We start from the raw sequence: 21943 nt of genomic DNA, 5'->3' as shown, positions 1-21943 counted from the left end.
GATCGGACGCGCTACGGGCCGCGGCCCGAGGACCTGAATCCGGGCCTCGGGCCGCTGGGCTCGCTACTGCCCCGGGAACGAATTCCCGGGCTTGTTCACCACCGGTACCAGCGCCCCCTGGATCCGGCCGCCGTCGTACCGCGCAGCAGGAATCCCAGAAGCCACACGACCAGGACCACCACAGCAATCCACCAGAGCAACTCGACGGCGAATCCGGCGCCGAAGAGAATCAATGCGAGAAGCAATACGAGCAGGATCGGAACCATAATGTGAACCTCCTGCCGTGCGAGTTTCCCGAAAGCTGAATTTCAGACTTCCTTGCGGCAGAGAATTTCTCCGTGCAGAACGCTGAACCAGCCGTCGTCGTGCGTGCCCCACTCCCGCCAGGCCCGGGACACCGCGCGCAGCTGCCCGTCGGTCGCGTGGCCGCCCTGCACGGCCCGCTCCGCGTAGGCGGACGCCAGGGTGCGCTCCGCCCACAGATCGCTCCACCAGGCCCGCTCCTGCGGCGTCGAGAAGGTCCAGGTGCCGGAGGTGGCCGTGATGTCGGTCAGGCCCGCCTCCAGCGCCCAGGACTTCAGCCGTCGTCCGGCGTCCGGCTCACCGCCGTTGGCGCGGGCCACCCGGTCGTAGAGGTCGCGCCAGTCGTCCAGCCCGGGTGTCGCGGGGTACCAGGTCATCGCCGCGTAGTCCGAGTCGCGGACGGCGACGAGGCCGCCCGGTGCCGCCACCCGCCGCATCTCGCGCAGCGCCCGCACGGGATCGCCGACGTGCTGGAGCACCTGGTGCGCGTGGACCACATCGAACGTGCCGTCGGGGAAGTCCAGGGCGTGCACGTCGCCGACCGCGAAGTCGACGTTCGTCAGCCCGCGTTCGGCCGCGGTGGCCCGCGCCCGGTCCAGGATGTCCGGCGCGCGGTCGACACCGGTGACCCGGCCGTGCGGGACCAGCGCGGCCAGGTCGGCGGTGATGGTGCCGGGCCCGCAGCCGATGTCCAGGATCCGCATGTCGGGCTCGAGCGAGCCGAGGAGGTACGCCGCTGAGTTGGCCGCGGTCCGCCAGGTGTGCGAACGGAGCACGGACTCGTGGTGCCCGTGCGTGTAGACGGCGGTCTCCCGCGCTTGCGGCATGGCGGTACCTCTTTCTCGTCGTACGGGTTCACGTCCTCCCTCACCGTACGCACCAACCGCATGCTGAGACAGATCGTTCCGCGATGCGGGCAGATACCTCGTCAGTCATCGGGGCCCGGCCGGTACACGACCAGCGCTTCGGCCTGCTTCTCCAACGTGACGTCGCCCGCCACCTCGGTCACCTCGCCGTCGTAGGCGAGGAGCGTGCCCGGTTCGACGCCCTTCAGCCGCAACGTGCTCACCTGGACCGCCGCGTGCGCCGGGGAGCGGGTCAGCGGGCCCGCCAGAGCGGCGGCCAGCAGCCGCACGGCCGGCCTGCGGCCGCCGTGCACCACCCGCACGTCGAGCCGCCCGTCGGCGAGGTCGAGCCGGCGGGCCGGCGCCAGACCCAGCCGGTGGTAGGTGCCGTTCCCGGCGAACAGCAGCCACAGCGGATGCGACCGGCCGCCGAGTTCGACCTCCAGCGGATGCCGGTCCGCGCGCAGCACGCGCAGCGCCGCCAGCACCCCGGCCGGCCAGCCGCCGATCCGGTGCGCCCAGCGGTCCCGCTCGCGCACCAGCTCCGGATAGACACCCAGGCTGCACGTGTTGAGGAAGACGCCCCGCTTCTCTCCGCTGGTGAACCGGCCCACGTCCACCCGCATCGCGTCGCCCCGGCTGACCGCGCGGCTCAGCGCCCGCACGTCCTCCACCCCCAGGTCGTACGCGAAGTGGTTCAGCGTGCCGCCGGGCAGCACCGCGAGCGGCAGACCCCGGCGCAGAGCGATCCCGGCGGCCGTGTTCACCGTGCCGTCGCCGCCGCACACACCCAGCGCCTCGGCGCGGGCCGCCGCCTTCTCCAGTTCCTCACGCATGTCCTGGGGCGCGCACTCGACGATCTCCGCCCGCGGCAGCGCGTCCCGCAGCGCCCGCACCCGGTCCGCGCTGCCCGCCGCCGTGTTGGCCACGACGACCAGGCCCTCGCCCTCCGGCAGCGGCGGCGCCTCGGCCCGTGCCCGGGCGGGCGGCGCGGTCTGCGACCGGCTCGGCACCAGTGCCCGCACGACGAACGCCGCGCCCACCCCGAGCGCGGCGCCCGCCAGGACGTCGCTCGGGAAGTGGACGCCGGTGTAGACGCGCGACATCGCCACGGAGAAGGCGACCGGGGCCACGACGGAACCCCAGGCGGGGGACTCCAGCGCCACCCCGGCCGCGAAGGCCGCCGCGGAGGCGGAGTGGCCGGACGGGAACGATGTGGTGACCGGCTGGCGCTTCAGCTGCCGCACCCTCGGCACGGTGTCGAGGACCGGCCGGGGCCGGCGCACACTGCGCTTGCCGACGGTGTTGATGGCGGCCGACGCCAGGGCCAGCGACGCGATCCCCCGCACGGCGGCCCGGCGGGCCCGCGGGGTGCGGCTCGCGGCGATCAGTCCCGCCGTCGCGAACCACAGCACACCGTGGTTGGCGCTCCGGCTCAGCCGCGGCAGGACGGGCTCGGCGGCCGGCCAGTCACGCGCCGCGGCGAACTCGAACAGACGGCTGTCCCAGGCGAGCAGCCGGTCGCGCACGGCATGACGGCCGGGATACAGGGCGGTGAGGTCGACATCTGGGCTCATGTAGGTGTGGGTACCCTCAAGTGGCTGTTTCCTGTCCGATCGGCGGTGACCGGTACCCGCAGGACCTCGACGCGCCTGCTGCTCGTCCGTCCCGGCCGGACCCCGTCCGACGGACGGGTGGGCGGCGGACGGGACGGGGACGGCGTGATATGCGTTTGCCGCAGGTCGCGCGGGGCCCGCACAATGCGACCCCATGGGACATCTGGAAGCCGCGCACCTCGAGTACCACCTCCCCGACGCACGGACGCTGCTCGGCGACGTGTCCTTCCGGGTGGGCGAAGGGGCCGTGGTCGCCCTCGTGGGCCCCAACGGTGCCGGCAAGACGACCCTGCTCCGGCTGATCTCGGGCGAGCTGAAGCCGCACGGCGGCACCGTCACGGTCAGTGGCGGCCTCGGTGTGATGCGGCAGTTCGTCGGCTCCGTACGGGACGAGACGACCGTGCGCGACCTGCTGGTGTCCGTCGCCCCGCCGCGCATCCGTGAGGCCGCCGCCGCCGTCGACGCGGCCGAGCACGCCATCATGACCGTCGACGACGAGGCCGCCCAGCTGGCGTACGCGCAGGCGCTCGCCGACTGGGCCGAGGTACGCGGCTACGAGGCGGAGACCCTGTGGGACATGTGCACCACGGCCGCGCTCGGGATGCCGTACGACAAGGCGCAGTGGCGGCAGGTGCGGACCCTGTCCGGCGGCGAGCAGAAGCGGCTGGTCCTGGAGGCGCTGCTGCGCGGCACCGACGAGGTGCTGCTGCTCGACGAGCCGGACAACTACCTCGACGTCCCCGGCAAGCGCTGGCTGGAGGAACGCCTGGCGGAGACCCGCAAGACGGTCCTGTTCGTCTCCCACGACCGCGAGCTGCTCTCCCGCGCCGCCCAGAAGATCGTCTCCGTGGAGCCCGGCCCGGCCGGCGCCGACGCCTGGGTGCACGGCGGCGGCTTCGCCACCTACCACGAGGCACGGCGTGAACGCTTCGCCCGCTTCGAGGAGCTGCGCCGACGCTGGGACGAGAAGCACGCCCAGCTGAAGAAGCTCGTGCTGAACCTGCGTCAGGCCGCCGCCGTCAGCCACGAGATGGCGTCCCGCTACCAGGCGGCGCAGACCCGGCTGCGCAAGTTCGAGGAGGCCGGACCGCCGCCCGAGCCGCCGCGCGAGCAGGACATCAGGATGCGGCTCAGGGGCGGGCGCACCGGCGTACGCGCCGTCACCTGCCAGGCCCTGGAACTCACCGGCCTGATGAAACCCTTCGACCTGGAGGTCTTCTACGGCGAACGGGTCGCCGTCCTCGGCTCCAACGGCTCCGGCAAGTCGCACTTCCTCAGGCTGCTGGCCGGGGACGACGTCGCGCACACCGGCCAGTGGAAGCTGGGCGCGCGGGTGGTGCCCGGGCACTTCGCCCAGACGCACGCGCATCCGGAGCTGGCCGGACGGCCCCTGCTGGACATCCTGTGGCGGGAGCACGCCCAGGACCGGGGCGCCGCCATGTCCCGGCTGCGCCGCTACGAACTCACCGGCCAGGCCGAACGGAGTTTCGATCGGCTCTCCGGGGGCCAGCAGGCCCGCTTCCAGATCCTCCTGCTGGAGCTGGAGGGTGTCACCGCGCTGCTGCTGGACGAGCCGACGGACAACCTCGACCTGGAGTCCGCCGAAGCCCTCCAGGAGGGGCTGGAGGCGTTCGACGGCACGGTTCTCGCGGTCACGCACGACCGCTGGTTCGCCCGCTCGTTCGACCGGTACCTGGTCTTCGGCAGCGACGGCCGGGTCCGCGAGACCTCGGAGCCGGTGTGGGACGAACGCCGGGTGGAGCGGTCCCGCTAGGGCCTGTCCGACGGTCGTCGCCCGCTGTCGCGGCGGCCTCGCGAGCACGCTTCCCGCAGGGAAAGCCGCCCTGCGGGACGTCGCGCCGGGCGGCACGCGGAGGCCCGGGGGCCGGGATCTTCGTACAGTGGACTCAGGAACGCGGGTTTCCTGGCTCCCTCCCGATTGCCGCTCGGGGGCACCGCCCGCCGAGCGGGTACCCGAACCTCATCACTGACCACGACGAGCGGGGCGACAAGATGACCGGAGTCGAACCGGGTCGGCTGGACGACCAGCAGCTCATGAGAGAGCTGGAGACCATCCACCGCACGCGCCACGACACTCTGCTGTACGGCTCGAACGACGCGCTGCGCGCCCACAACGAACGCATGGCCCAGCTGGAGGGCGAGTACCTGCGCCGCAATCCGCGCCGGTTCGTCTCCTCCGGCCGAACGCGCGAGGGCGCCCGGGGCCGGGCCGCGTGCGGCGGTGATCCGAGGACCCCGGTCGGCAAGTGGGGACGGGGCACCGCCGTGGCCGACCCCGGCCCGGACCGCACCCCGAGCGCCTGAGGCGGCCGGGAACCCGGCCCGCGGAGCGCCCGCGGCGGCCCGGGACACGGCCCGACCGGCAGACCCCGGGTCCGGCCCCGTGCTCCGGGCCGGACCCGGGTGAATGATCCCGTCGGCGCGACGGCCGTGAGGCGATCGGCTGCCACGGATTCACCCTCCTTCCGGGATCCGCTGCCCGCCTCGCTCCGTCACCCGGCCCGCGCCGGACCGCGGCGGCCGGGCGCTGTCGCGTTCTCGTCCGGGGCGGCACGGCTGATGTCGGCGAGTGCGCTGTCCGGGTCCTGCGCGAGCGCCAGGTCGCCCAGGCTGACGACGCCCACCGGGAGACCGTCCTCGACCACCGGCAGTCTGCGTACGGCCTTCTCCCGCATCAGCGCGACCGCCGTGGACACCGGGTCCTGCGGCGACACCACGACCGGGTCCGGTGTGCACACCGACCGCGCGCTCACGCCCGACGGATCGAGGCCCTCGGCCACGGCACGCACGGCGATGTCACGGTCGGTCAGCACGCCGACCACCTGCTCGCCGTCGGCCACGACCACGTCACCGACGTCCTGCGCGCGCATCAGCCGTGCCGCCTCCGCCACGGAGGCGTCCGGGCGGACGGCGACCACGCCCGGAGTCATCACCTCCCTCACGTAATCCGCCGTCATCGCGCCTCCCGGCGTCCCGCGCCCTTGCGTGTCACGGCCTCCGCCAGCTCCTGGACGTTGTCGTAGCGCGCGGAACGGGGCAGGTGGCGCAGCGGTTCGATCAGGGCGTCGGGCGCGTTCTTGCGCCGCAGCGCCGTCATCAGCTCGCCCGGACCCGCGGGGAACGCGCTGCGGCCCAGTAGGCGGGCCAGCTCGAACCGGGCTTCCGGAAGGGAGCCCGGCATGACCGGGCCGCCCGCGATCCGGGGGTCGTCCTCGGCGGTGGGCTCGGGGTCGTACCACTCCTCCGTGCGGGTGGGATGGCCCGACCTGAGCAGCCCCTGCAGTTCGTGCTTCATCTCATCGTCCCGGTGGACGCTGAGCCGGTCACTGCCTCGCTGCATCTCTTGCTCCAGATCTTCGGGGGTGCAGACCGCGTACCCGGGCGGCGGAACGCGACACGGCCCCGGCCGCACCGGAGCGGCACTTCTCCCGCCGGGCCGTGTCACCCGCGCGGGTACCGGATTGCGGCCAATGGGGTCCGGCCGCGCGCGTCGGCGTGACAGGCGGGCTGTGATGGCTGCGGGGGTACGGCCCTCGTTCCCCCGTCGCCGCTCGAAGGAGCCCGTCCCCATGCGCCGCACCGTCCGTGTCCTGCCCGCCGCCGCCCTGGCCGGTGCCGCCCTGCTCGGCATCGGACCGACCGCCTTCGCGGAACCGGTCGCCGGAGCCGGCCGCGCCGCCGTGGACGCGCGAACGGACGTGGCGGCCGACCCCGCGGCGGAGCCGCCGGCCGAAGCGGGAGCCGATCCCGCGGTCCCGGACCCCCTCGCGGACGTCGAGGCGGATCCCGCCGTCCCCGACCCGCTGGCGGAGGTGGAGGCCGATCCCGCGCCGGAGGCCGATCCCGCGGTACCGGATCCGCTCGCGGACGTCGAGGCCGATCCCGCCGTCCCGGACCCGCCGGCGGAGGCCGATCCACTCGCCCCCGAACCCCCCGCGGAGGCCGGCGCGGCCGCCGAGCCGCCTGCCGCGGTGCCGGACGCCGGGGACGCGGCCGCCGTCCCCGGCACCGCGCCGGTGCCCGGTACGGCGACCGTCCCCGGCGGCACCGCCCCCGTCCCCGGTACCGGGACCGTCCCCGGCGCGGCGCCCGTCCCCGGCACCGCGACGGTCCCGGGCGCCGCCGCTGCCGCCAAGCCGGCCGCGGTGGTCAGTCCCGCCCTCGACCGGCCCGGCGACCCCGTCACCGTGTCGGTGTCCTGCGATCCCGTCGGCGGTCTGCTGCCCGAGGCCCTGGAGGCGAAGTCGAAGGCGTTCGACGGGGACCGGGTGACGCTGCTGCTGGTGCCCGGCGCGCAGGACACGAAGGCGGGGCCCGTGTACCGGGGCAACGCCCGCATCGCGTCCCCACCCCGGTTCGAGGGCGTCCCGAACGCCCTGAGCAAGACCTCCGCCTGGACGGTCGACGGGACCTGCCCGGCGGCGCCCGGCAAGAAGGGCAAACCGTTCAGCGCGAAGTTCACCGTGTCCCAGGCGGGCGGCAGCCACGGCCGGCAGTGCACCGGGCGCGAGTGCGAGCGGCCCGCCACCGTCGAGCACGGCGTACGGGCCGGCCAGGGCGGGTCCTACGGCGTGTCCGTGCCCGCCCTCGTGACCGGTGGCGTGCTGGTCGTCGGCGCGCTCGGCGCGGCGGTGTACCGGCTGTGGCGCAGGGACCCGCCGTCGGACGCCTGAGGTGGGGCGGGCTGGGTACGCAGAGCGCGAGAGACGACCGGCACGGGAGGTACGCATGCGGCGGTCGGACCCGGAAGGCCACGGACCCGTCCGCTACGGACCGGCCCTCCCCGACGACGGGCTGCCGGTGCTGCCGGAACTGGCCGACGTGCTCGCCGGGGCCGCGCACCGCGCGCACGGCGAGCCGGTCGGCGGCGGACCCGCCCTCCTGGACGCGGCGGCGGGCTACTGGCAGCGGCGCGGCCCGGCCGCCGGACCGGAACGCGCCGTGGCCGCTCCCGGCACGCACGCCCTGCTGCTCGCGCTGACCGCCGCCGTCGGCGGCGACGTCCTGGCGCCGCGGCCGTGCGCCGCCTGGTGGGCGCCGTACGTGCGACTGCTGGGCAGACCCGTGTTCCATGTGGCGACACCCGCCGAGTGCGGCGGCGTGCCCGATCCCTACGCCCTGCTGGAGACCGTGCGCCGGGTGCGCGCCGAGGGCGGCGACCCGCGGCTGCTCGTACTGTCCGTCGCGGACGACCCGACGGCGACGGTGGCGCCGCCGGAGGTGCTGCACGAGACCGTGGAGGCCGCGGCCGGCGAGGGGCTGCACCTGGTCAGCGACGAGACCTGGCGCGACACGCTGCACGAGCCGCACGAGACCGTGCTGGTCAGCCCCGCCGAGATGCTGCCCGACCGGGTCACCGTCGTCGGCGACCTGGCCGGGGCGCTGCTGCCGTCCGGCTGGCCGGCCGCGGTCGCCCGCTTCCCCGCGGGCGACGAAGGGCGGGAACTGCACGCGCGCGTGCTGGACGTACTGACCGCGCTCGGCGCGCAGGTGGCGGCCCCCGTCGCCGCCGCGGCCGCCTACGCGCTCGGTGAACCGCGGCCCGTCGCGGCCCGGGTCGCCGCCACCGCCCGTCTGCACGCGGACGTGGCGCGCGCCGCGCACGACGTCGTCGTGACGGCGGGCGCGCTGTCGCTGCCGCCGCAGGCGGGCCGGCATCTGTACGTCGACCTCGGTCCGTTGCGCTCCGCGCTGGCCTCCCGGGGGGTGGGCGACGCGCAGGAACTGGAGGACTTCCTCACCGCCCGGCTCGGCATGCCCGCGCCGGGCGGCCATCGCTTCGGCGACGACCTCGGAGAGCTGCGCGTGCGGCTGGCCACCGGTCCGCTGCTCGGCCACACCGACGCCGAGCGCGCGCGATGCCTCGGTTCGCCCGAGCCGTCGGAACTGCCGCATGTGCAGCGCGCGCTGATCAATCTGAGGTCGGTCTTCGACGATCTCCGCGACGACGCCCAGCGATGGGAGCCTTCACGATGACGCAGCAGTCCGAGTCGACCACCGGCACGAACACCCGGGAGGCCGGCGATCCGACGGTCGTCGCACCCCTTCAGGCCCCGCACCCGTCGCCGTTCCCGCCGCTCGCCGAACCGCGTCCGCTCGGCGAGCGGCGGGTGTGGCCGCGGACCTTCCACGACCGGCTCACCGCACCGCTGCCCGGCATCAAGGCACTCGCCCGGTTCGCCCGCGAGGGCGCCGTGCGACCCGGCCGGGAAGGGCTCGCCGACGTTCCGCGCCTGCCGTTCGCACCCGCTCCGCTGCCCCGCGTCGACGCGCGCACCATCGCCGTCACCTGGGCCGGCCACGCCAGTTGGGTGCTGGGCATCGGCGGGCTCACCGTCCTGACCGACCCGGTATGGTCCCGCCGCATCCTGGGCACCCCGGCCCGCATCACGCCCGTCGGCGTGGACTGGGACGAACTGCCGCGCGTCGACGCCGTCGTGATCAGCCACAACCACTACGACCATCTGGACGCCCCCACCCTGCGCCGGCTGCCGTGCGACACCCCGGTGTTCGCACCGGCCGGGCTGGGCCCGTGGTTCCACCGCCGCCGGTTCACCCGTGTCACGGAGCTGGACTGGTGGGAGGCGGCAGAACTGGGCGGGGTCCGCTTCGACTTCGTGCCCGCCCACCACTGGTCCAAGCGCACCCTCACCGACAGCTGCCGGAGCCTGTGGGGCGGCTGGGTGCTGACCGCCCCCGACGGCGGCCGCGTCCACTTCGCCGGCGACACGGGATACGGCCACTGGTTCGCCCGGATCGGCCGCCGCTACCCGGGTATCGACCTGTCCCTGATGCCGATCGGCGCGTACGACCCCCGCTGGTGGCTGAGCGACGTCCACTGCGACCCGGAGGAGGCGGTGCGCGCCGTCCAGGATCTCGGCGCCCGCCGCATGGCGCCGATGCACTGGGCGACGTTCGTGCTGTCCGCGGAGCCGGTCCTGGAACCCCTCACCCGGGTGCGGGCGGCCTGGGACGCGGCGGGCCTGGACCGCGACGACCTGTGGGACCTGCCGGTGGGAGGCTCACGGACGCTGAGCGGCGCCCCGCGGGCAGCGGGGTCCCGGCCTCACCCGGCGGGGCGCTGACGCAGCCGCCGCCACACGCCCGGCAGCACACCGAGCAGCAACGTCAGCGCGACCGCGGCGACCACGCCCTCCCACGGCTCGGAGAACAGCGAGCCGCCGAGGATCCCGATCAGCTGGTACGTCACCGCCCAGGCCAGACAGGCCGGCAGATTGCCCCGGGCGAAGCGGCGCATCGGCCACTTCGCCAGCAGACAGGCCAGCATCACCGGCAGCCGGCCCGCCGGCACCAGCCGGGACAGCACGAGCACCGCGACGCCGTGCTCGGCGAGCTTGGACTGCGCCTGGGCGAGCCGGTCCTCCGGCGCCCGCGCCCTGATCGCCTCCAGCCAGCGCGAGCCGTTCTTCGAACCCATGCCGCGCCGGCCCAGCCAGTACAGCGAGACGTCACCGAGGAACGCGGCCAGCGAAGCCGTCACGAACACCAGCGCCAGCGAGAACGGCGCCGTCTGGTGGAAGGCGACCACCGCCGCCGAACTCACCAGCGCCCCCGTGGGCACCACCGGCACGAGCGCCCCGACCAGTACGAGGAGGAACAGCGTCGGATAGCCGATCGCCTGCTGCGTCGCCTCCGGCGACACCGTCGACGCGGCCGCGAGCCAGCTCACCGCGCGACCTCCGGCCGTATGCTCTCGCCGTGCCCGAGCCGGTGCACCGCGACCCGCGGCGCCCGCTGCGCGGCGAACCGCACGAAGTCGTCGCCGGGCGCGTGGAACTCGTGGGGGCGCACGGCGTCCAGGCCCACCGGCCAGTACGTGCCGTAGTGCACCGGCACCGCGCTGAGCGGCGCCAGCCGGGCCAGCGCCTGCGCCGCCCGCCCGGCGTCGAGGTGCCCGTCACCGAGGTACGGCCCCCAGCCGCCCACCGGCAGCAGCGCGACGTCGACCGGCCCGACCTCCCGCGCCATGTCGTCGAACAGCCCGGTGTCCCCGGCGAAGTAGGTCCGCGCCTCGCCCTCGATGACGTAGCCGAGGGCCGGTGAACGGTGCGGGCCCACGGGCAGGCGCCGTCCGTCGTGCAGCGCGGGCACGGCCCGCACGGTCAGCGGGCCGATCCGGATCACGTCGCCGGGAGCCACCTCCGTCAGGCGCAGGTGGGCGAGCCGGCGCATTCCCGGCACCGCCCGGGGCGCGCCCCGGGGCACGATCAGGCGGGTGCCGGGCGCGAGGCGGGCCAGTGACGGCACGTGCAGATGGTCGGCGTGCAGATGCGAGACCAGCACCACGTCCGCGCTCCGTGCCTCCGGCGGGGGCAGCGCACCGCGCCGCCGGCGCAGATGCGCGAGCCGGCGGGCGAACAGGGGATCGGTGAGCACGCGTACGTCCGAATCCGTGACCGCGCAGGTGGCGTGACCCCACCAGGTGATCTCCACCGGCACCTCTTTGCCTCCTTCGCGCGACTCCCCGAAGCCTACGGGCAGGAGTAGGGTCGGCGGCGAAACCCGGAGGTGAGGGGGGACGCCATGGGAGAACCGCGGGTCACGGCGATCGCCAGTCTGACGCCGCTGCGCGAGCTGGAGGCCGACCCCTTCCTGGTGGACTCCCGCAGCCAGCACGCCATGTGCGCCAACTGGGCCGCCGAGCAGGGGTACGTCGTCGCCCGGCAGCTGCTGGTCCGGGGACTGCGCCCCGATCACAGCGCGCTGTGGGACGGGGTCCGGCCCGGGGTCGACCTGTTCGTGGCGCCCAGCCGCCGGGTCCTGGAGACCGCGCTGGCGTCCGTCGACGAGTTCACCGAGGAGTGCGCGCGGCGCGGGGTGCGGGTCGAGACCGTGGGCGGTGCCGAACCGTCGTACGACGCGCAGATGAAGGCCCGGGTCCATCGGCGGCTGTCGATGCCGACGGCCGGGTACGACGGGCGCTGACCGCCCGCTGCGCCCCCGGGACCCGTCGGGTTCGGTACGCGTTGTGACAATCTGGACCCGTGCCCGCTCCGGCGGCGGGCGGGGACGTGAGGTGTGCGGGGCGTGCTAGGAGGGCGTTGGCGGCGGGTCGCCAGCCAGATCGGGCGAAGCGTCGCGGTGTGGGGCGTCAGCACGGTCACGATGCTGGTGCTCGCCGGGATCCTGCCGGACTTCCAGTTGCAGAGCGCGGACGGCGACAGCGCCACCACCATCGCCGTGACGGCGGCGTTCGGCGCGGGCGCCTTCGGTCTGCTGTCGGCGCTGGTCTGGCCCGTACTCGTGAGGCTCCTGCTGCTGGTGCCGGCGCTCGTCCTCGGGCTGCTGGTGTTCTTCCTCAACGGCGCGCTGCTGCTGGTCGCGCTGCGCCTCAACCCCGCCGAGCGCGGAGCCGTCGACCCGGAGACGGCGGTCGTCGTCGCCGCGGCGATGTCCGCCGTCGCCTCCGCGACCGGCGCCGCCCTGGCCGTGCGCGACGACGACGCCTACCGGCGCCGGCTGTACCGCCTCTCCGCCCGCCGGCGCCGGCCGCTGCCCGGACCCGTCAGTCCCGGCACCGTCTTCGTCCAGCTCGACGGTGTCGGCCACGACGTGCTGACCGGCGCCATGGCCAAGGGCCTGATGCCGACGGCCGCCCGCTGGCTCGGCGACGGCCCGCCCGGCGCCCCCGGGGCCGAGCCCACCCACCGGCTCACCCCGTGGCGCACCGACTGGTCCAGCCAGACCGGCGCCAGCCAGCTGGGCATCCTGCACGGCAGCACCTTCGACGTGCCGGCGTTCCGCTGGTACGAGAAGGACCACCAGGAGGTCGTCGTCAGCAACCGGCCGACCAGCGCCGCCGAGCTCCAGCGCCGCGCGGTCGAGCGCACCGGCGACGGCGGCCTGCTCACCTTCGACGGCGCGAGCCGCGGCAACCTCTTCAGCGGCGGCGCCGACGAGCAGGCCCTGGTGCTGTCCATAGCCACCCGGCGGCGCAGCCGCGAGAACCGCTCCCGGGCGGGCTACTTCGCCTACTTCTCCGACCCGGCCAACGCCGTGCGCACCGCCCTGTCGTTCGTCGCCGAGGTCTGCCGCGAGATCGGCCAGTCCACCCGGGCCCGGACGAGCAAGGTCCGCCCGCGGGTCGCCCGCGGCGGCCTCTACCCCTTCGTCCGCGCCTTCGCCACCGTCGTGGAGCGCGACGTCGTGGTCGCCGCGGTGATGGGCGACATGCTCGCCGGCCGCACCGCCGTCTACGCGGACCTGGTGGCGTACGACGAGGTCGCGCACCACTCCGGGCCGATGAGCCGCGACGCCGAGAAGGTGCTCGCCCGCCTGGACCGCGCGCTGGCGCTGATCGAGAAGGTCGCCGAACACGCGCCGCGGCCGTACCGGATCGTCGTGCTGTCCGACCACGGCCAGAGCCCCGGTGAGACCTTCCGCGCCCGCTACGGCCTGACCCTCGCCGACCTGGTGCGGGCCGGCTGCGGGCTGCCCGTGCCGCGCCGGGCAGGACGCACCCGCAGCGGCGCGGAGGCCCGCGCGGCGGTCCGCGCCGCGCTGCGCCGGCCCGTGGAGGAGGAGCCGGGACAGCGCCGCCCGGACCGCCGTTCGGAGCCGATCGTGCTGGCCTCCGGCAATCTCGGCCTGGTCTCCTTCCCGGACGTGCACCACCGGATGAGCAAGGAGGAGATCGACGCCCGCCATCCCGCGCTGCTGCCGACCCTCGCCAACCATCCCGGTATCGGCTTCCTGCTGGTGCGCAGCGAGCGGCACGGCGGTGTGGTGCTCGGCGCGTACGGCGCGGAGATACCGGTGGACGAACTCGACGCCGACCCGGGGCCGCTCGCCGCCTTCGGGCCCGGCGCCGCGGACGCCGTCCGTCGCACGCACTCCTTCCCGCACACCGCCGACATCATGGTCAACTCCTTCCACGACCCCGCCGACGGCGAGGTCCTCGCCTTCGAGGAGCAGATCGGTTCGCACGGCGGTCTCGGCGGCGCCCAGGCCAAGCCGTTCCTGCTGTCGCCGATCGTCCTCTCCGACCCGGTCGACGACGGGGAGGCCCTGGTCGGCGCCGAGCACGTGCACCGCGTACTGCGCCGCTGGCTGCGCGAGACGGACGGCCCGCAGGTCCCGATCGAGGACGAGCCGAGCGAACGGGCCGCCTGAGCGGTATCCGCCCCGCCGCGGGCGCGGGCCCACCGGGTGCGGCGCGAGCACGTCGCCCCGTTCTCCGGGGCGTCCGCCCGCCGTTCACCGCACGTGGGCCGGTGTTCCGCGTGAGGTGAGCCGGAATGTGATCGGATAGGGCCGAGAACCCCGGAGACGGGGTCGTATTGAGAGCATGTGAAAGGAAGAACCGTGGCAACCACGCGCTCCGCACACACCGTCTGGGAAGGCAACCTGCTCGAGGGCAACGGCGTCGTCACCTTCGACTCCTCCGGCATCGGCCAGCAGCCGGTGTCGTGGCCGTCGCGCGCCGAGCAGGCCAACGGCAAGACCAGCCCCGAGGAGCTGATCGCCGCCGCGCACTCCAGCTGCTTCTCCATGGCGCTGTCGCACGGCCTCGCGGGTGCCGGCACCCCGCCCACCAAGCTCGTCACCTCGGCCGACGTGACGTTCCAGCCCGGCGAGGGCATCACCGGCATCCACCTCACCGTCGAGGGCACGGTCCCCGGCATCGACAACGACACGTTCGTCGCCGCCGCCGAGGGGGCCAAGGCCAACTGCCCGGTCAGCCAGGCCCTCACCGGCACGACCATCACGCTCACCGCGAAGCTCGCCTGAGCCGCGCGGACTCACCGCACGGGCCGTCCCTTCCGGGGCGGCCCGCTCGCCTTCCCGCCCGGGAGCCCGCCCATGACGCACCACCCCGCCGTCTCGGCCCACCGAGGCGGAACCGAGCGGTTCGGCGCCGCCACCTGGCAGGCGTACGAGGACGCGCTGCGGTCGGGCGCGGAGTACGTCGAGTTCGACGTCCGGCGGACGGCCGACGGTGTCTTCGTCGTCCACCACGATCCGCGGGTGCGGCACGCCGGTCCGCCGCTGTCCCGGATCACCCACGCCGAGCTGAGCGACCGGGCCGGCTATCCCGTGCCGGTGGTGGACGACGTCATGCAGCTGATCGCCGGCCGGCTCGTCGGGCATCTGGACCTGAAGGAGACCGGCCACGAACGCGAGCTGATCGACCGGGCCACCGCCCTGCTCGGCCCGGACGGATTCGTGGCCACCACTCTGGAGGATCGTTCCGTCGCCGCGATCAAGCAGGCGTTCCCCGCAGTGCGCGCGGCCCTGTCGCTGGGGCGCGACCGGACGCAGGTGGCGGCCGGGCGGCTGGCGGCGACCCGGGCGAGCGAGCTGTTCCCGCTGCGGCGGGTGCGCGCCTGCGGGGCGGACGGGGTCGCCGTGCACCAGCGGCTGGCCCGCGCCAATGTGCTGCGCGAGGCCGCCCGGCACCGTCTGTTCAGCATGGTGTGGACGGTCAACGACGACGCCGGTCTGCGGACGTTCCTCGCCGACACCCGGGTGGACGTACTGATCACCGACCGGCCCCGGCGCGCGGTGGCCCTGCGCGGCAGCGACGACGGTCCCCGGTGACGGACGGCGGTCCCCATTGACAAGAGCCCACTCAAGTTTTGTGCTGGACTTGGGGAGGCTCCCTGGCGGAAGGGGACAGCGATGGCACGCGCGGTAGGGATCGACCTCGGAACGACGAACTCGGTGGTGGCCGTCCTGGAGGGCGGCGAACCCACCGTCGTCGCCAATGCCGAAGGCGCCAGGACCACGCCCTCGGTCGTGGCGTTCGCCAAGAACGGCGAGGTACTCGTCGGCGAGGTCGCCAAACGGCAGGCCGTGACGAACGTCGAGCGCACGGCACGCTCCGTCAAACGGCACATGGGCGACGCGAACTGGCGCTTCCCGGACGAGGGTTCCGTGGACGGCACCCGCTACCGCGCCCAGGAGCTGTCGGCGCGCGTCCTGCAGAAGCTGAAGCGGGACGCCGAGGCCTATCTCGGCGAGGACGTCACCGACGCGGTGATCACCGTGCCCGCCTACTTCGACGACGCCCAGCGCCAGGCCACCAAGGAGGCCGGCGAGATCGCGGGTCTGAAGGTGCTGCGGATCATCAACGAACCGACCGCCGCCGCCCTCGCCTACGGCCTGGACCGCGGTGAGGAGCAGACCGTCCTCGTCTTCGACCTGGGCGGCGGCACCTTCGACGTCTCGCTGCTGGAGATCGGCGACGGGGTGATCGAGGTCAAGGCCACCAACGGTGACACCCACCTCGGGGGCGACGACTGGGACCAGCGGATCGTGGAACACCTCGTCACCCGCTTCAAGGGCCAGTACGGTATCGATCTGGGCAACGACAAGATGGCGCTCCAGCGGCTCCGTGAGGGTGCAGAGAAGGCGAAGATCGAGCTGTCCAGCTCGTCGGAGACATCGATCAACCTCCCCTATGTCACCGCCTCCGCGGAGGGCCCCCTCCACCTGGACGAGAAGCTGACGCGGGCCCAGTTCCAGGAGCTCACCGCCGACCTGCTCGACCGCTGCAAGACCCCCTTCCACCAGGCGGTCAAGGACGCCGGCATCAAGCTCGCCGCGATCGACCACGTCATCCTCGTCGGCGGCTCCACCCGTATGCCGGCCGTCACCGAACTGGTCAGGGAGCTGACCGGCAAGGACCCGCACAAGGGTGTCAACCCGGACGAGGTCGTGGCCGTGGGCGCCGCCCTCCAGGCCGGTGTCATCCGCGGCGACGTCAAGGACGTGCTGCTCCTCGACGTCACCCCGCTGTCCCTCGGCATCGAGACCAAGGGCGGCATCATGACGAAGCTCATCGAGCGCAACACCACGATCCCGACCCGGCGTTCGGAGATCTTCACCACCGCCACCGACAACCAGCCCTCGGTCGGCATCCAGGTCTACCAGGGCGAACGGGAGATCGCCGTCTACAACAAGAAGCTCGGCACCTTCGACCTCACCGGCCTGCCGCCCGCCCCGCGCGGCGTCCCGCAGGTCGAGGTCGCCTTCGACATCGACGCCAACGGCATCATGCACGTCTCCGCGAAGGACCTGGCGACCGGCCGCGAGCAGAAGATGACCGTGACCGGCGGTTCGGCGCTGCCCAAGGACGACATCGACCGCATGATGCGGGAGGCCGAGCAGTACGCGGACGAGGACCGCAGGCGCCGGGAGGCGGCCGAGACCCGCAACCAGGCCGAGCAACTCGTCTACCAGACGGAGAAGTTCGTCCGGGAGAACGAGGAGCGGGTACCGGCCGAGACCCGGTCGGAGGTCGAGTCGGCGATCACGGAGCTGAAGCAGTCGCTGGAGCGCGACGCGGCGACGGACGAACTGCGCGCGGGCGTCGAGAAGCTGGCCACCGTGAGCCAGCGGATGGGCCAGGCCATGTACGCGCAGGCCCAGCAGACCTCCGCCGGGGCGGGTGAGCCGCACACCCCGCCGCAGGAAGAGGAGGGCGTGGTCGACGCGGAGATCGTGGACGACGACCGGGACGGCAGCCAGGACAGGGACGCCAAGGGCGGCGCGGCCTAGGAGGGGGCCGGTCGACGGCCGGCTCCCCTTCCTTCCCTTTCCGTCCCCTTCTTTCCGGGCGTCCGTACCGGGCGTTCGTTCCGCGCGCGGCGGCCGTCAGGAGGGTGCCTCGGTGGGGGCGGGCGGCAGGGTCGCGCACACGGCGTCCAGGACGCAGGCGTACGGCGTGCCGTGGTCGCGCAGCTCGATCCGCAGCCGCTCCAGGCCGTCGCGGTGCTCGGTGAGCAGACCGGTGTCACCGGTGCGCGCCGCGAACTCCAGGACCGCGGGCAGGAAGTCGGGCAGTTCCTCGTCGCTGACCCGGAGGCCGTGGGCGCGGTAGGCCTCCTGGAAGCGGGCCGGCGACCTGCCGTGCCGGATGGCTCCGCCCCGCCACCGGCTCAGATACAGGCTGTGCCGGTCGCCGGAGCCGAAGACCTCGGCGTAGTGCGCGGCCAGCTCCGGCAGCGGGGTCAGCGCCGCGTGGTCGGTGAACTCCCGCAGTTGCGGGGCCGCCTCCCGCAACAGCGGCAGACGGGCGCGGAAGTCCTCGTCGGGACACGTCAGACACAGCGCCGCCGCCTGGTACAGGACCTCGTCCGAGGGCATCGGGCCTCCTCCGTGTCGTCCGCGGTCTGCCGCCTGCGCGGCACGTGGAAGTTCTCCGACGGCACCGGCAGCCCGGCCGGAGTCCGGCTCACCCCGTGACTCGAACCTAGGGGCGGGCCCGGGAGCGCACCTTTCCACGGCACCCGTACGGGTCAGGGCGCACGGCGGTGCCCGCGCTGCCCCAGGGCTGCCCTAGAGGGCCGCGCGGCACTCCTGGAGGATCTTTTTGGTGTGCTGCGCGGACGCGGCGTGCGCGGTCAAGTGGTCCAGCACCTCCAGGTGCACCGAGACCTCGCGCCGGGAGTCCAGGTACAGCGCGCCGGTCAGGTACTCGGTGAACACCATGTCGAGCAGCTCCGGCTCGGCGAACCGGAACAGGGAGAAGGGGGCGTACGTCCCCGGGTGCGGGCCCTTGCGGTACTCCGCGACCTGGAGGGTGACGCGGTCGCTCCCGGCCGCCTCCAGCAGCCGGTCCAGCTGGTCGCGCATGACCTCCGGGCGGGCGCTCACCGGACGCCGCAGCACCGTCTCGTCCATGATCACCCACAGGTGCGGCGGATCCTCGCGGCACAGCAGCTCCTGCCGCGCCATCCGCAGCGACACATGCCGGTCGATCGTCGCCGCCGCGCCGTCCTGCCCGATCGTCCCGGCCCTGAGCACGGCACGCGCGTAGCCCTCGGTCTGCAGCAGGCCGGGCACGAAGTGCGGCTCGTAGGAGCGGATCATCGCGGCGGCGCCCTCCAGACTGACGAACAGGCTGAACCAGTCCGGCAGCACATCGTGGAACCGCTGCCACCAGTCCGGCCTGTTCGCCTCCTCCGCCAACGTGACGAACGCGGTGACGTCGTGCTCGGCCAGCCCGTAGGCGGGCAGCAGGATCTGCAGGTACGGGATCCTCAGCGCGACCTCGGCCATCTCCATGCGCCGCACGGTCGCCGGGGCCACCCGCAGTACCTGGGCGGCCTCCTCGCGTCTGAGGCCGGCCGCCTCCCGCAGCTCCTGCAACCGCTTGCCGAGCACCACCTGGCCGACGGTGGGCGCCGGACGCCGCTCGCTCACGCCACGCCTCCCCCAGGGGCCGGAAGTACGCCGTGCAGTCTGCCATGTTCCGGTCCCGCCACCGAGGCCGGGTGCGCGGCGCCCCGGAGCGCGGCCGCCGTCATTACCCCCGGGGTAATCGACCGGTTCGCCGGTACGCGCCATCGTGGTCGTACCGGGGTCCGGGCCGGCGCACTCCGGCCCGGACACCGGCCCCCGGTTCCACCCCGACCTCGACGGAGGCTGATCCGCCATGTCCGCATCCCAGCTCGCCGCCCTCGCCCGCACCACCGAGCCGCAGACCATGCTGCGCCGCTTCCTGGCCCTGGACGCGGCGGTGACCGGCGTGAACGGCCTCGCCTACCTCGCCGCCTCCGGGCCGCTCGGCCGGCTGCTCGGCGTCGGCTCCGGGCTGCTGCTCGTCCTCGGCGCGGTCCTCGCCGCCTACGCGGCCGCCGTCGGGCTGCTCGCCGCCCGCAGGCACCCGCCCGCGCTGCCCGTGCGAGCGGTGATCGAGACCAACCTCGCCTGGGCGGTGCTCAGTTTCGTCGCCCTGGCCCTGTGGCTCACGCCGAGCACGGCGGGCGCCGTGTGGGGGGTGCTCCAGGCCCTCACGGTGGCCGGTTTCGCACTGCTCCAGCACGTGGCGCTGAAGGCTCGTCAGGACAGCAGTGAGTGAAGGTACTTGACCGTCGCGGGGTCGGCCGGGAGCAGCGTCTCGATGGCCAGCTCGGCGACGGTCACGTCCATGGGTGTGTTGAACGTGGAGATCGACGAGACGAAGGACAGCGTCCGCCCGGCGTGCTCGATCCGCATCGGCAGCGCGAAGTGCACGAACGGCTCGGCGGGTTCGCTGTCCGCGGCCGACTCGGGCACCGGATACGCGGCCACCTCCTCGTACAGCGCCCTCAGCCGCGTCGAGCGGTGCAGCGCGATCTGCCGCTCCATCTGGTCGAGCAGATGGCCGCGCCAGGCACGGAAGTTGCGGATGCGCGGGGCCAGGCCGTCGGGGTGCAGCGTCAGCCGCATCGCGTTCGGCGGCCGGCTCAGCAAGGACTCCGGGACACCCTCCAGCAGCATCGCGACCCCCCGGTTCGCGGCCACCACGTCGTACGTCGCGTCCACCACCAGCGCCGGATACGGTTCGTAGCCCTGGATCAGCCGCTCCACGCCCTCGCGCACCGCCGCCAGCGCCGGGTCGTCGAGCGGCGTCTCCGGGTAGCGCGGGGCGTAACCGGCCGCCAGCAGCAGGGCGTTGCGTTCCCGGACCGGCACGTCCAGGTGCTCGGCCAGCCGCAGCACCATCTCCTCGCTGGGCCGCGAACGACCCGTCTCGACGAAGCTGATGTGCCGGGCGGAGGAGCCGGCCCGCAGCGCCAGTTCCAGCTGGCTGACCCGCCGGCGCTCCCGCCAGGCCCGCAGCAGCCGACCGACGTTCTGCTCGCCGGGGGCGGCGGCGGGCCCGGAGCGGGCGGACGGGACAATGGTCATGCTGACGACCGTAGTCGAGGAGTTGTGTATGAACGAGCCGTGGAAGTCGTCCCTGGCGGCCGGGGCGGTGTACCGCTCGCGGGTGCGCGGCTGCATCCTCGGCGGTGCCCTGGGCGACGCCCTCGGCTACCCGGTGGAGTTCTCCTCCCTGTACCGGATTCGCCGGGACCACGGGCCGCTCGGTGCGACCGGGCTGGTGGCCGACGGGCAGAACGTCGTGGGACGCGTCAGCGACGACACCCAGATGACCCTGTTCACCGTGGAGGGTCTCGTGCGCGCCCACCGCCGTGACGGGCTCGACGGCCTCGGCGAGGCCGCGCCCCGGCTGGTGCGGGACGCCTACCGCGACTGGCTGCGCACCCAGCAGGAGCACGGACCGGGCCCGGCGCACACCGGACCCACCGGCGGCCTGGTCACCGAGCACTGGCTCTACGCCCGCCGTGCCCCAGGGAACGCCTGTCTGAGCGGTCTCGCCGAGGACCACGTACCGCTGCCGTCGGCCGAGCTGGGCCCGCCCGGCCCGGTCAACTCCGGCTCCAAGGGCTGCGGCACCGTCATGCGGTCGGCCCCCTTCGGACTCACGGGCGCATCGGCGGAGTCGGCCTTCGGGCTCGCCGCGCGCTGCGCCCAGATCACCCACGGCCACCCGACCGGGTACTACGCGGCCGGCGCGCTCGCCGCGATCGTCGCGCACCTGCTGTCGGGCGATTCCGTCGAGGGCGCGGTGCTGCGCGCGCTGCGCCTGCTGGGGCGCCACCCCGGCCACGAGGAGACCACGGCCGCCCTGGAGGCCGCCCTCGACCTGGCCGCACAGGGCGACCCGACCGCCGAGAAGGTCGAGAAGCTCGGCGCGGGCTGGGTCGCCGAGGAGGCCCTCGCCATCGGCGTGTACTGCGCCCTGGCCCGGCTCCGGGTGGCGGACGCGCTGCTGCTGTCCGTCAACCACTCCGGGGACAGCGACTCGACCGGATCCCTCTGCGGGAACATCCTCGGCGCCCGGTACGGGGACGTCGCCCTGCCGCACGAGTGGGTCGCGCAGGTGGAGAAACGGGACCGGATCGCGGCCCTCGCGGACGACCTGGCCGCCGAATGCGCCCCCTCCGACCCCGGCGACCCCGTCTGACCAGCTCCGCGGCGGCCCGCCTGTGGCACGCTGAACGGGTACGCGACCCCGCACGCGACCCTGAGGGGAAGGGAGCGGCCCCATGCCCGTCGAACCGCTGTCGCAGAAGCAGATCGAGGACCGTCTCGCCGAGCTGCCGGGCTGGTCGGTCGACGCGGACCGCCTCACCCGCTCCTACCGGCTCGGCTCGCACTTCGCCGCGACGGCCATGGTGGTGCACGTGGCCCAGGTCCAGGAGGAACTGGACCACCACTCCGACCTCACCCTCGGCTACCACAGCGTGTCCCTCTCGGTGAACACGCACAGCGTGGGCGGCAGGCTGACCGAGCTGGACTTCGAGCTGGCCCGGCGTGTGGCGGAGCTGGCCCCGTCCCACGGCGCGAGTTGAGCCCGCG

At 74.1% G+C, this 21943-nt stretch carries 23 protein-coding genes and 1 pseudogene; 14 read left to right on the top strand and 10 right to left on the bottom strand.

Annotation, left to right across the window (positions count from 1 at the left end):
• Positions 1-3 precede the first annotated feature (3 nt).
• Positions 4-78 (top strand): annotated as a pseudogene (locus tag DN051_RS46455) (gas vesicle protein K); the annotation flags it as partial.
• 17 nt (positions 79-95) lie between these two features.
• Here DN051_RS46455 and DN051_RS09470 read toward each other — a convergent pair.
• From DN051_RS09470 to DN051_RS09460, 3 genes are all read right to left on the bottom strand, one after another.
• Entirely contained in the window at positions 96-266 is a 171-nt protein-coding gene (locus tag DN051_RS09470; protein ID WP_053759177.1) for a hypothetical protein, read from the bottom strand.
• A gap of 42 nt (positions 267-308) precedes the next feature.
• Positions 309-1130 (bottom strand): class I SAM-dependent methyltransferase, encoded by an 822-nt coding sequence (locus DN051_RS09465; RefSeq protein ID WP_112438499.1) that lies wholly within the window; start codon positions 1128-1130, stop codon positions 309-311.
• A 101-nt stretch (positions 1131-1231) separates the two neighbouring features.
• On the bottom strand, positions 1232-2725 hold the full coding sequence (locus DN051_RS09460; RefSeq protein WP_053759175.1) for a bifunctional phosphatase PAP2/diacylglycerol kinase family protein: 1494 nt from the start codon (positions 2723-2725) through the stop codon (positions 1232-1234).
• Between the two features lie 193 nt (positions 2726-2918).
• Here DN051_RS09460 and DN051_RS09455 point away from each other — a divergent pair, with 193 nt between their 5' ends.
• Positions 2919-4538, top strand: coding sequence for an ATP-binding cassette domain-containing protein (locus tag DN051_RS09455; RefSeq protein ID WP_112438498.1), 1620 nt, complete (start codon positions 2919-2921; stop codon positions 4536-4538).
• A gap of 209 nt (positions 4539-4747) precedes the next feature.
• Positions 4748-5089 (top strand): DUF6158 family protein, encoded by a 342-nt coding sequence (locus DN051_RS09450; protein ID WP_234388806.1) that lies wholly within the window; start codon positions 4748-4750, stop codon positions 5087-5089.
• Between the two features lie 188 nt (positions 5090-5277).
• Here DN051_RS09450 and DN051_RS09445 read toward each other — a convergent pair whose 3' ends face one another.
• Positions 5278-5742 (bottom strand): CBS domain-containing protein, encoded by a 465-nt coding sequence (locus tag DN051_RS09445; RefSeq protein ID WP_112438497.1) that lies wholly within the window; start codon positions 5740-5742, stop codon positions 5278-5280.
• Positions 5739-6125, bottom strand: a complete 387-nt coding sequence (locus DN051_RS09440; protein WP_112438496.1) for a DUF2795 domain-containing protein — start codon at positions 6123-6125, stop codon at positions 5739-5741. The genes DN051_RS09445 and DN051_RS09440 overlap by 4 nt, the downstream gene beginning before the upstream one ends.
• 229 nt (positions 6126-6354) lie before the next feature.
• Between DN051_RS09440 and DN051_RS45770 the strand changes: the two genes are divergently transcribed.
• The 3 genes from DN051_RS45770 to DN051_RS09425 are packed head-to-tail and all read left to right on the top strand — an operon-like array spanning position 6355 to position 9870.
• Complete coding sequence (locus DN051_RS45770) at positions 6355-7458, top strand: hypothetical protein (protein ID WP_053759171.1); 1104 nt, start codon at positions 6355-6357, stop codon at positions 7456-7458.
• Positions 7459-7513: 55 nt separating this feature from the next.
• The gene (locus tag DN051_RS09430; RefSeq protein WP_053759170.1) at positions 7514-8761 is read left to right on the top strand and encodes an aminotransferase class I/II-fold pyridoxal phosphate-dependent enzyme; all 1248 of its coding nucleotides are present in this window, start codon (positions 7514-7516) and stop codon (positions 8759-8761) included.
• Complete coding sequence (locus tag DN051_RS09425) at positions 8758-9870, top strand: MBL fold metallo-hydrolase (RefSeq protein ID WP_112442177.1); 1113 nt, start codon at positions 8758-8760, stop codon at positions 9868-9870. The genes DN051_RS09430 and DN051_RS09425 overlap by 4 nt, the downstream gene beginning before the upstream one ends.
• Here DN051_RS09425 and DN051_RS09420 read toward each other — a convergent pair.
• Together DN051_RS09420 and DN051_RS09415 are read right to left on the bottom strand one after the other, a co-directional pair.
• Positions 9852-10475 (bottom strand): DedA family protein, encoded by a 624-nt coding sequence (locus tag DN051_RS09420; RefSeq protein ID WP_053759169.1) that lies wholly within the window; start codon positions 10473-10475, stop codon positions 9852-9854. The genes DN051_RS09425 and DN051_RS09420 overlap by 19 nt on opposite strands.
• Positions 10472-11245: an MBL fold metallo-hydrolase gene (locus DN051_RS09415; RefSeq protein WP_112438495.1), complete on the bottom strand. Its 774-nt coding sequence runs from the start codon at positions 11243-11245 to the stop codon at positions 10472-10474. The genes DN051_RS09420 and DN051_RS09415 overlap by 4 nt, the downstream gene beginning before the upstream one ends.
• Before the next feature lie 84 nt (positions 11246-11329).
• Here DN051_RS09415 and DN051_RS09410 point away from each other — a divergent pair, with 84 nt between their 5' ends.
• From DN051_RS09410 to dnaK, 5 genes are all read left to right on the top strand, one after another.
• Positions 11330-11731 (top strand): hypothetical protein, encoded by a 402-nt coding sequence (locus DN051_RS09410; RefSeq protein WP_053759167.1) that lies wholly within the window; start codon positions 11330-11332, stop codon positions 11729-11731.
• Positions 11732-11824: 93 nt separating this feature from the next.
• Positions 11825-13918 (top strand): phage holin family protein, encoded by a 2094-nt coding sequence (locus tag DN051_RS09405; protein WP_112438494.1) that lies wholly within the window; start codon positions 11825-11827, stop codon positions 13916-13918.
• A 192-nt stretch (positions 13919-14110) separates the two neighbouring features.
• Positions 14111-14536 (top strand): OsmC family protein, encoded by a 426-nt coding sequence (locus DN051_RS09400; RefSeq protein WP_053759165.1) that lies wholly within the window; start codon positions 14111-14113, stop codon positions 14534-14536.
• Positions 14537-14608: 72 nt separating this feature from the next.
• A complete protein-coding gene (locus tag DN051_RS09395; RefSeq protein ID WP_053759164.1) occupies positions 14609-15346 on the top strand; it encodes a glycerophosphodiester phosphodiesterase family protein in 738 nt (245 codons plus the stop codon).
• Between the two features lie 81 nt (positions 15347-15427).
• Entirely contained in the window at positions 15428-17308 is a 1881-nt protein-coding gene (dnaK, locus tag DN051_RS09390) for a molecular chaperone DnaK (protein WP_053759163.1), read from the top strand.
• Between the two features lie 96 nt (positions 17309-17404).
• On the opposite strand, the gene narJ is transcribed toward dnaK, so the two are convergent.
• Together narJ and DN051_RS09380 are read right to left on the bottom strand one after the other, a co-directional pair.
• Positions 17405-17896: a nitrate reductase molybdenum cofactor assembly chaperone gene (gene narJ / locus DN051_RS09385; protein WP_053759162.1), complete on the bottom strand. Its 492-nt coding sequence runs from the start codon at positions 17894-17896 to the stop codon at positions 17405-17407.
• A gap of 192 nt (positions 17897-18088) precedes the next feature.
• Positions 18089-18955, bottom strand: coding sequence for a helix-turn-helix domain-containing protein (locus DN051_RS09380; protein ID WP_112438493.1), 867 nt, complete (start codon positions 18953-18955; stop codon positions 18089-18091).
• A 232-nt stretch (positions 18956-19187) separates the two neighbouring features.
• Here DN051_RS09380 and DN051_RS09375 point away from each other — a divergent pair, with 232 nt between their 5' ends.
• Complete coding sequence (locus DN051_RS09375) at positions 19188-19613, top strand: hypothetical protein (protein WP_112438492.1); 426 nt, start codon at positions 19188-19190, stop codon at positions 19611-19613.
• Here DN051_RS09375 and DN051_RS09370 read toward each other — a convergent pair.
• Positions 19595-20425, bottom strand: coding sequence for a helix-turn-helix domain-containing protein (locus DN051_RS09370; RefSeq protein ID WP_112438491.1), 831 nt, complete (start codon positions 20423-20425; stop codon positions 19595-19597). The two genes, DN051_RS09375 and DN051_RS09370, sit on opposite strands and share 19 nt — an antisense overlap.
• 28 nt (positions 20426-20453) lie before the next feature.
• On the opposite strand from DN051_RS09370, the gene DN051_RS09365 reads away from it, so the two are divergent.
• Entirely contained in the window at positions 20454-21548 is a 1095-nt protein-coding gene (locus DN051_RS09365; protein ID WP_112438490.1) for an ADP-ribosylglycohydrolase family protein, read from the top strand.
• A gap of 82 nt (positions 21549-21630) precedes the next feature.
• Complete coding sequence (locus tag DN051_RS09360; protein WP_053759157.1) at positions 21631-21936, top strand: 4a-hydroxytetrahydrobiopterin dehydratase; 306 nt, start codon at positions 21631-21633, stop codon at positions 21934-21936.
• Positions 21937-21943: the final 7 nt, after the last annotated feature.

The sequence above is a fragment of the Streptomyces cadmiisoli genome (genome assembly GCF_003261055.1).
GTDB classification, from domain to species: domain Bacteria; phylum Actinomycetota; class Actinomycetes; order Streptomycetales; family Streptomycetaceae; genus Streptomyces; species Streptomyces cadmiisoli.
This window is presented reverse-complemented; position numbering and strand designations above follow the sequence as displayed.

Coding starts and splice junctions, on each gene's coding strand:
- DN051_RS09440 (WP_112438496.1), bottom strand. CDS start 6,125: ATGCAGCGAGGCAGTGACCGGCTCAGCGTCCACCGGGACGATGAGATG.
- DN051_RS09455 (WP_112438498.1), top strand. CDS start 2,919: ATGGGACATCTGGAAGCCGCGCACCTCGAGTACCACCTCCCCGACGCA.
- DN051_RS09410 (WP_053759167.1), top strand. CDS start 11,330: ATGGGAGAACCGCGGGTCACGGCGATCGCCAGTCTGACGCCGCTGCGC.
- DN051_RS09460 (WP_053759175.1), bottom strand. CDS start 2,725: ATGAGCCCAGATGTCGACCTCACCGCCCTGTATCCCGGCCGTCATGCC.
- DN051_RS09430 (WP_053759170.1), top strand. CDS start 7,514: ATGCGGCGGTCGGACCCGGAAGGCCACGGACCCGTCCGCTACGGACCG.
- narJ (WP_053759162.1), bottom strand. CDS start 17,896: ATGCCCTCGGACGAGGTCCTGTACCAGGCGGCGGCGCTGTGTCTGACG.
- DN051_RS09370 (WP_112438491.1), bottom strand. CDS start 20,425: ATGACCATTGTCCCGTCCGCCCGCTCCGGGCCCGCCGCCGCCCCCGGC.
- DN051_RS09470 (WP_053759177.1), bottom strand. CDS start 266: ATGGTTCCGATCCTGCTCGTATTGCTTCTCGCATTGATTCTCTTCGGC.
- DN051_RS09425 (WP_112442177.1), top strand. CDS start 8,758: ATGACGCAGCAGTCCGAGTCGACCACCGGCACGAACACCCGGGAGGCC.
- DN051_RS09360 (WP_053759157.1), top strand. CDS start 21,631: ATGCCCGTCGAACCGCTGTCGCAGAAGCAGATCGAGGACCGTCTCGCC.
- DN051_RS45770 (WP_053759171.1), top strand. CDS start 6,355: ATGCGCCGCACCGTCCGTGTCCTGCCCGCCGCCGCCCTGGCCGGTGCC.
- DN051_RS09465 (WP_112438499.1), bottom strand. CDS start 1,130: ATGCCGCAAGCGCGGGAGACCGCCGTCTACACGCACGGGCACCACGAG.
- DN051_RS09365 (WP_112438490.1), top strand. CDS start 20,454: ATGAACGAGCCGTGGAAGTCGTCCCTGGCGGCCGGGGCGGTGTACCGC.
- DN051_RS09395 (WP_053759164.1), top strand. CDS start 14,609: ATGACGCACCACCCCGCCGTCTCGGCCCACCGAGGCGGAACCGAGCGG.
- DN051_RS09445 (WP_112438497.1), bottom strand. CDS start 5,742: ATGACGGCGGATTACGTGAGGGAGGTGATGACTCCGGGCGTGGTCGCC.
- dnaK (WP_053759163.1), top strand. CDS start 15,428: ATGGCACGCGCGGTAGGGATCGACCTCGGAACGACGAACTCGGTGGTG.
- DN051_RS09375 (WP_112438492.1), top strand. CDS start 19,188: ATGTCCGCATCCCAGCTCGCCGCCCTCGCCCGCACCACCGAGCCGCAG.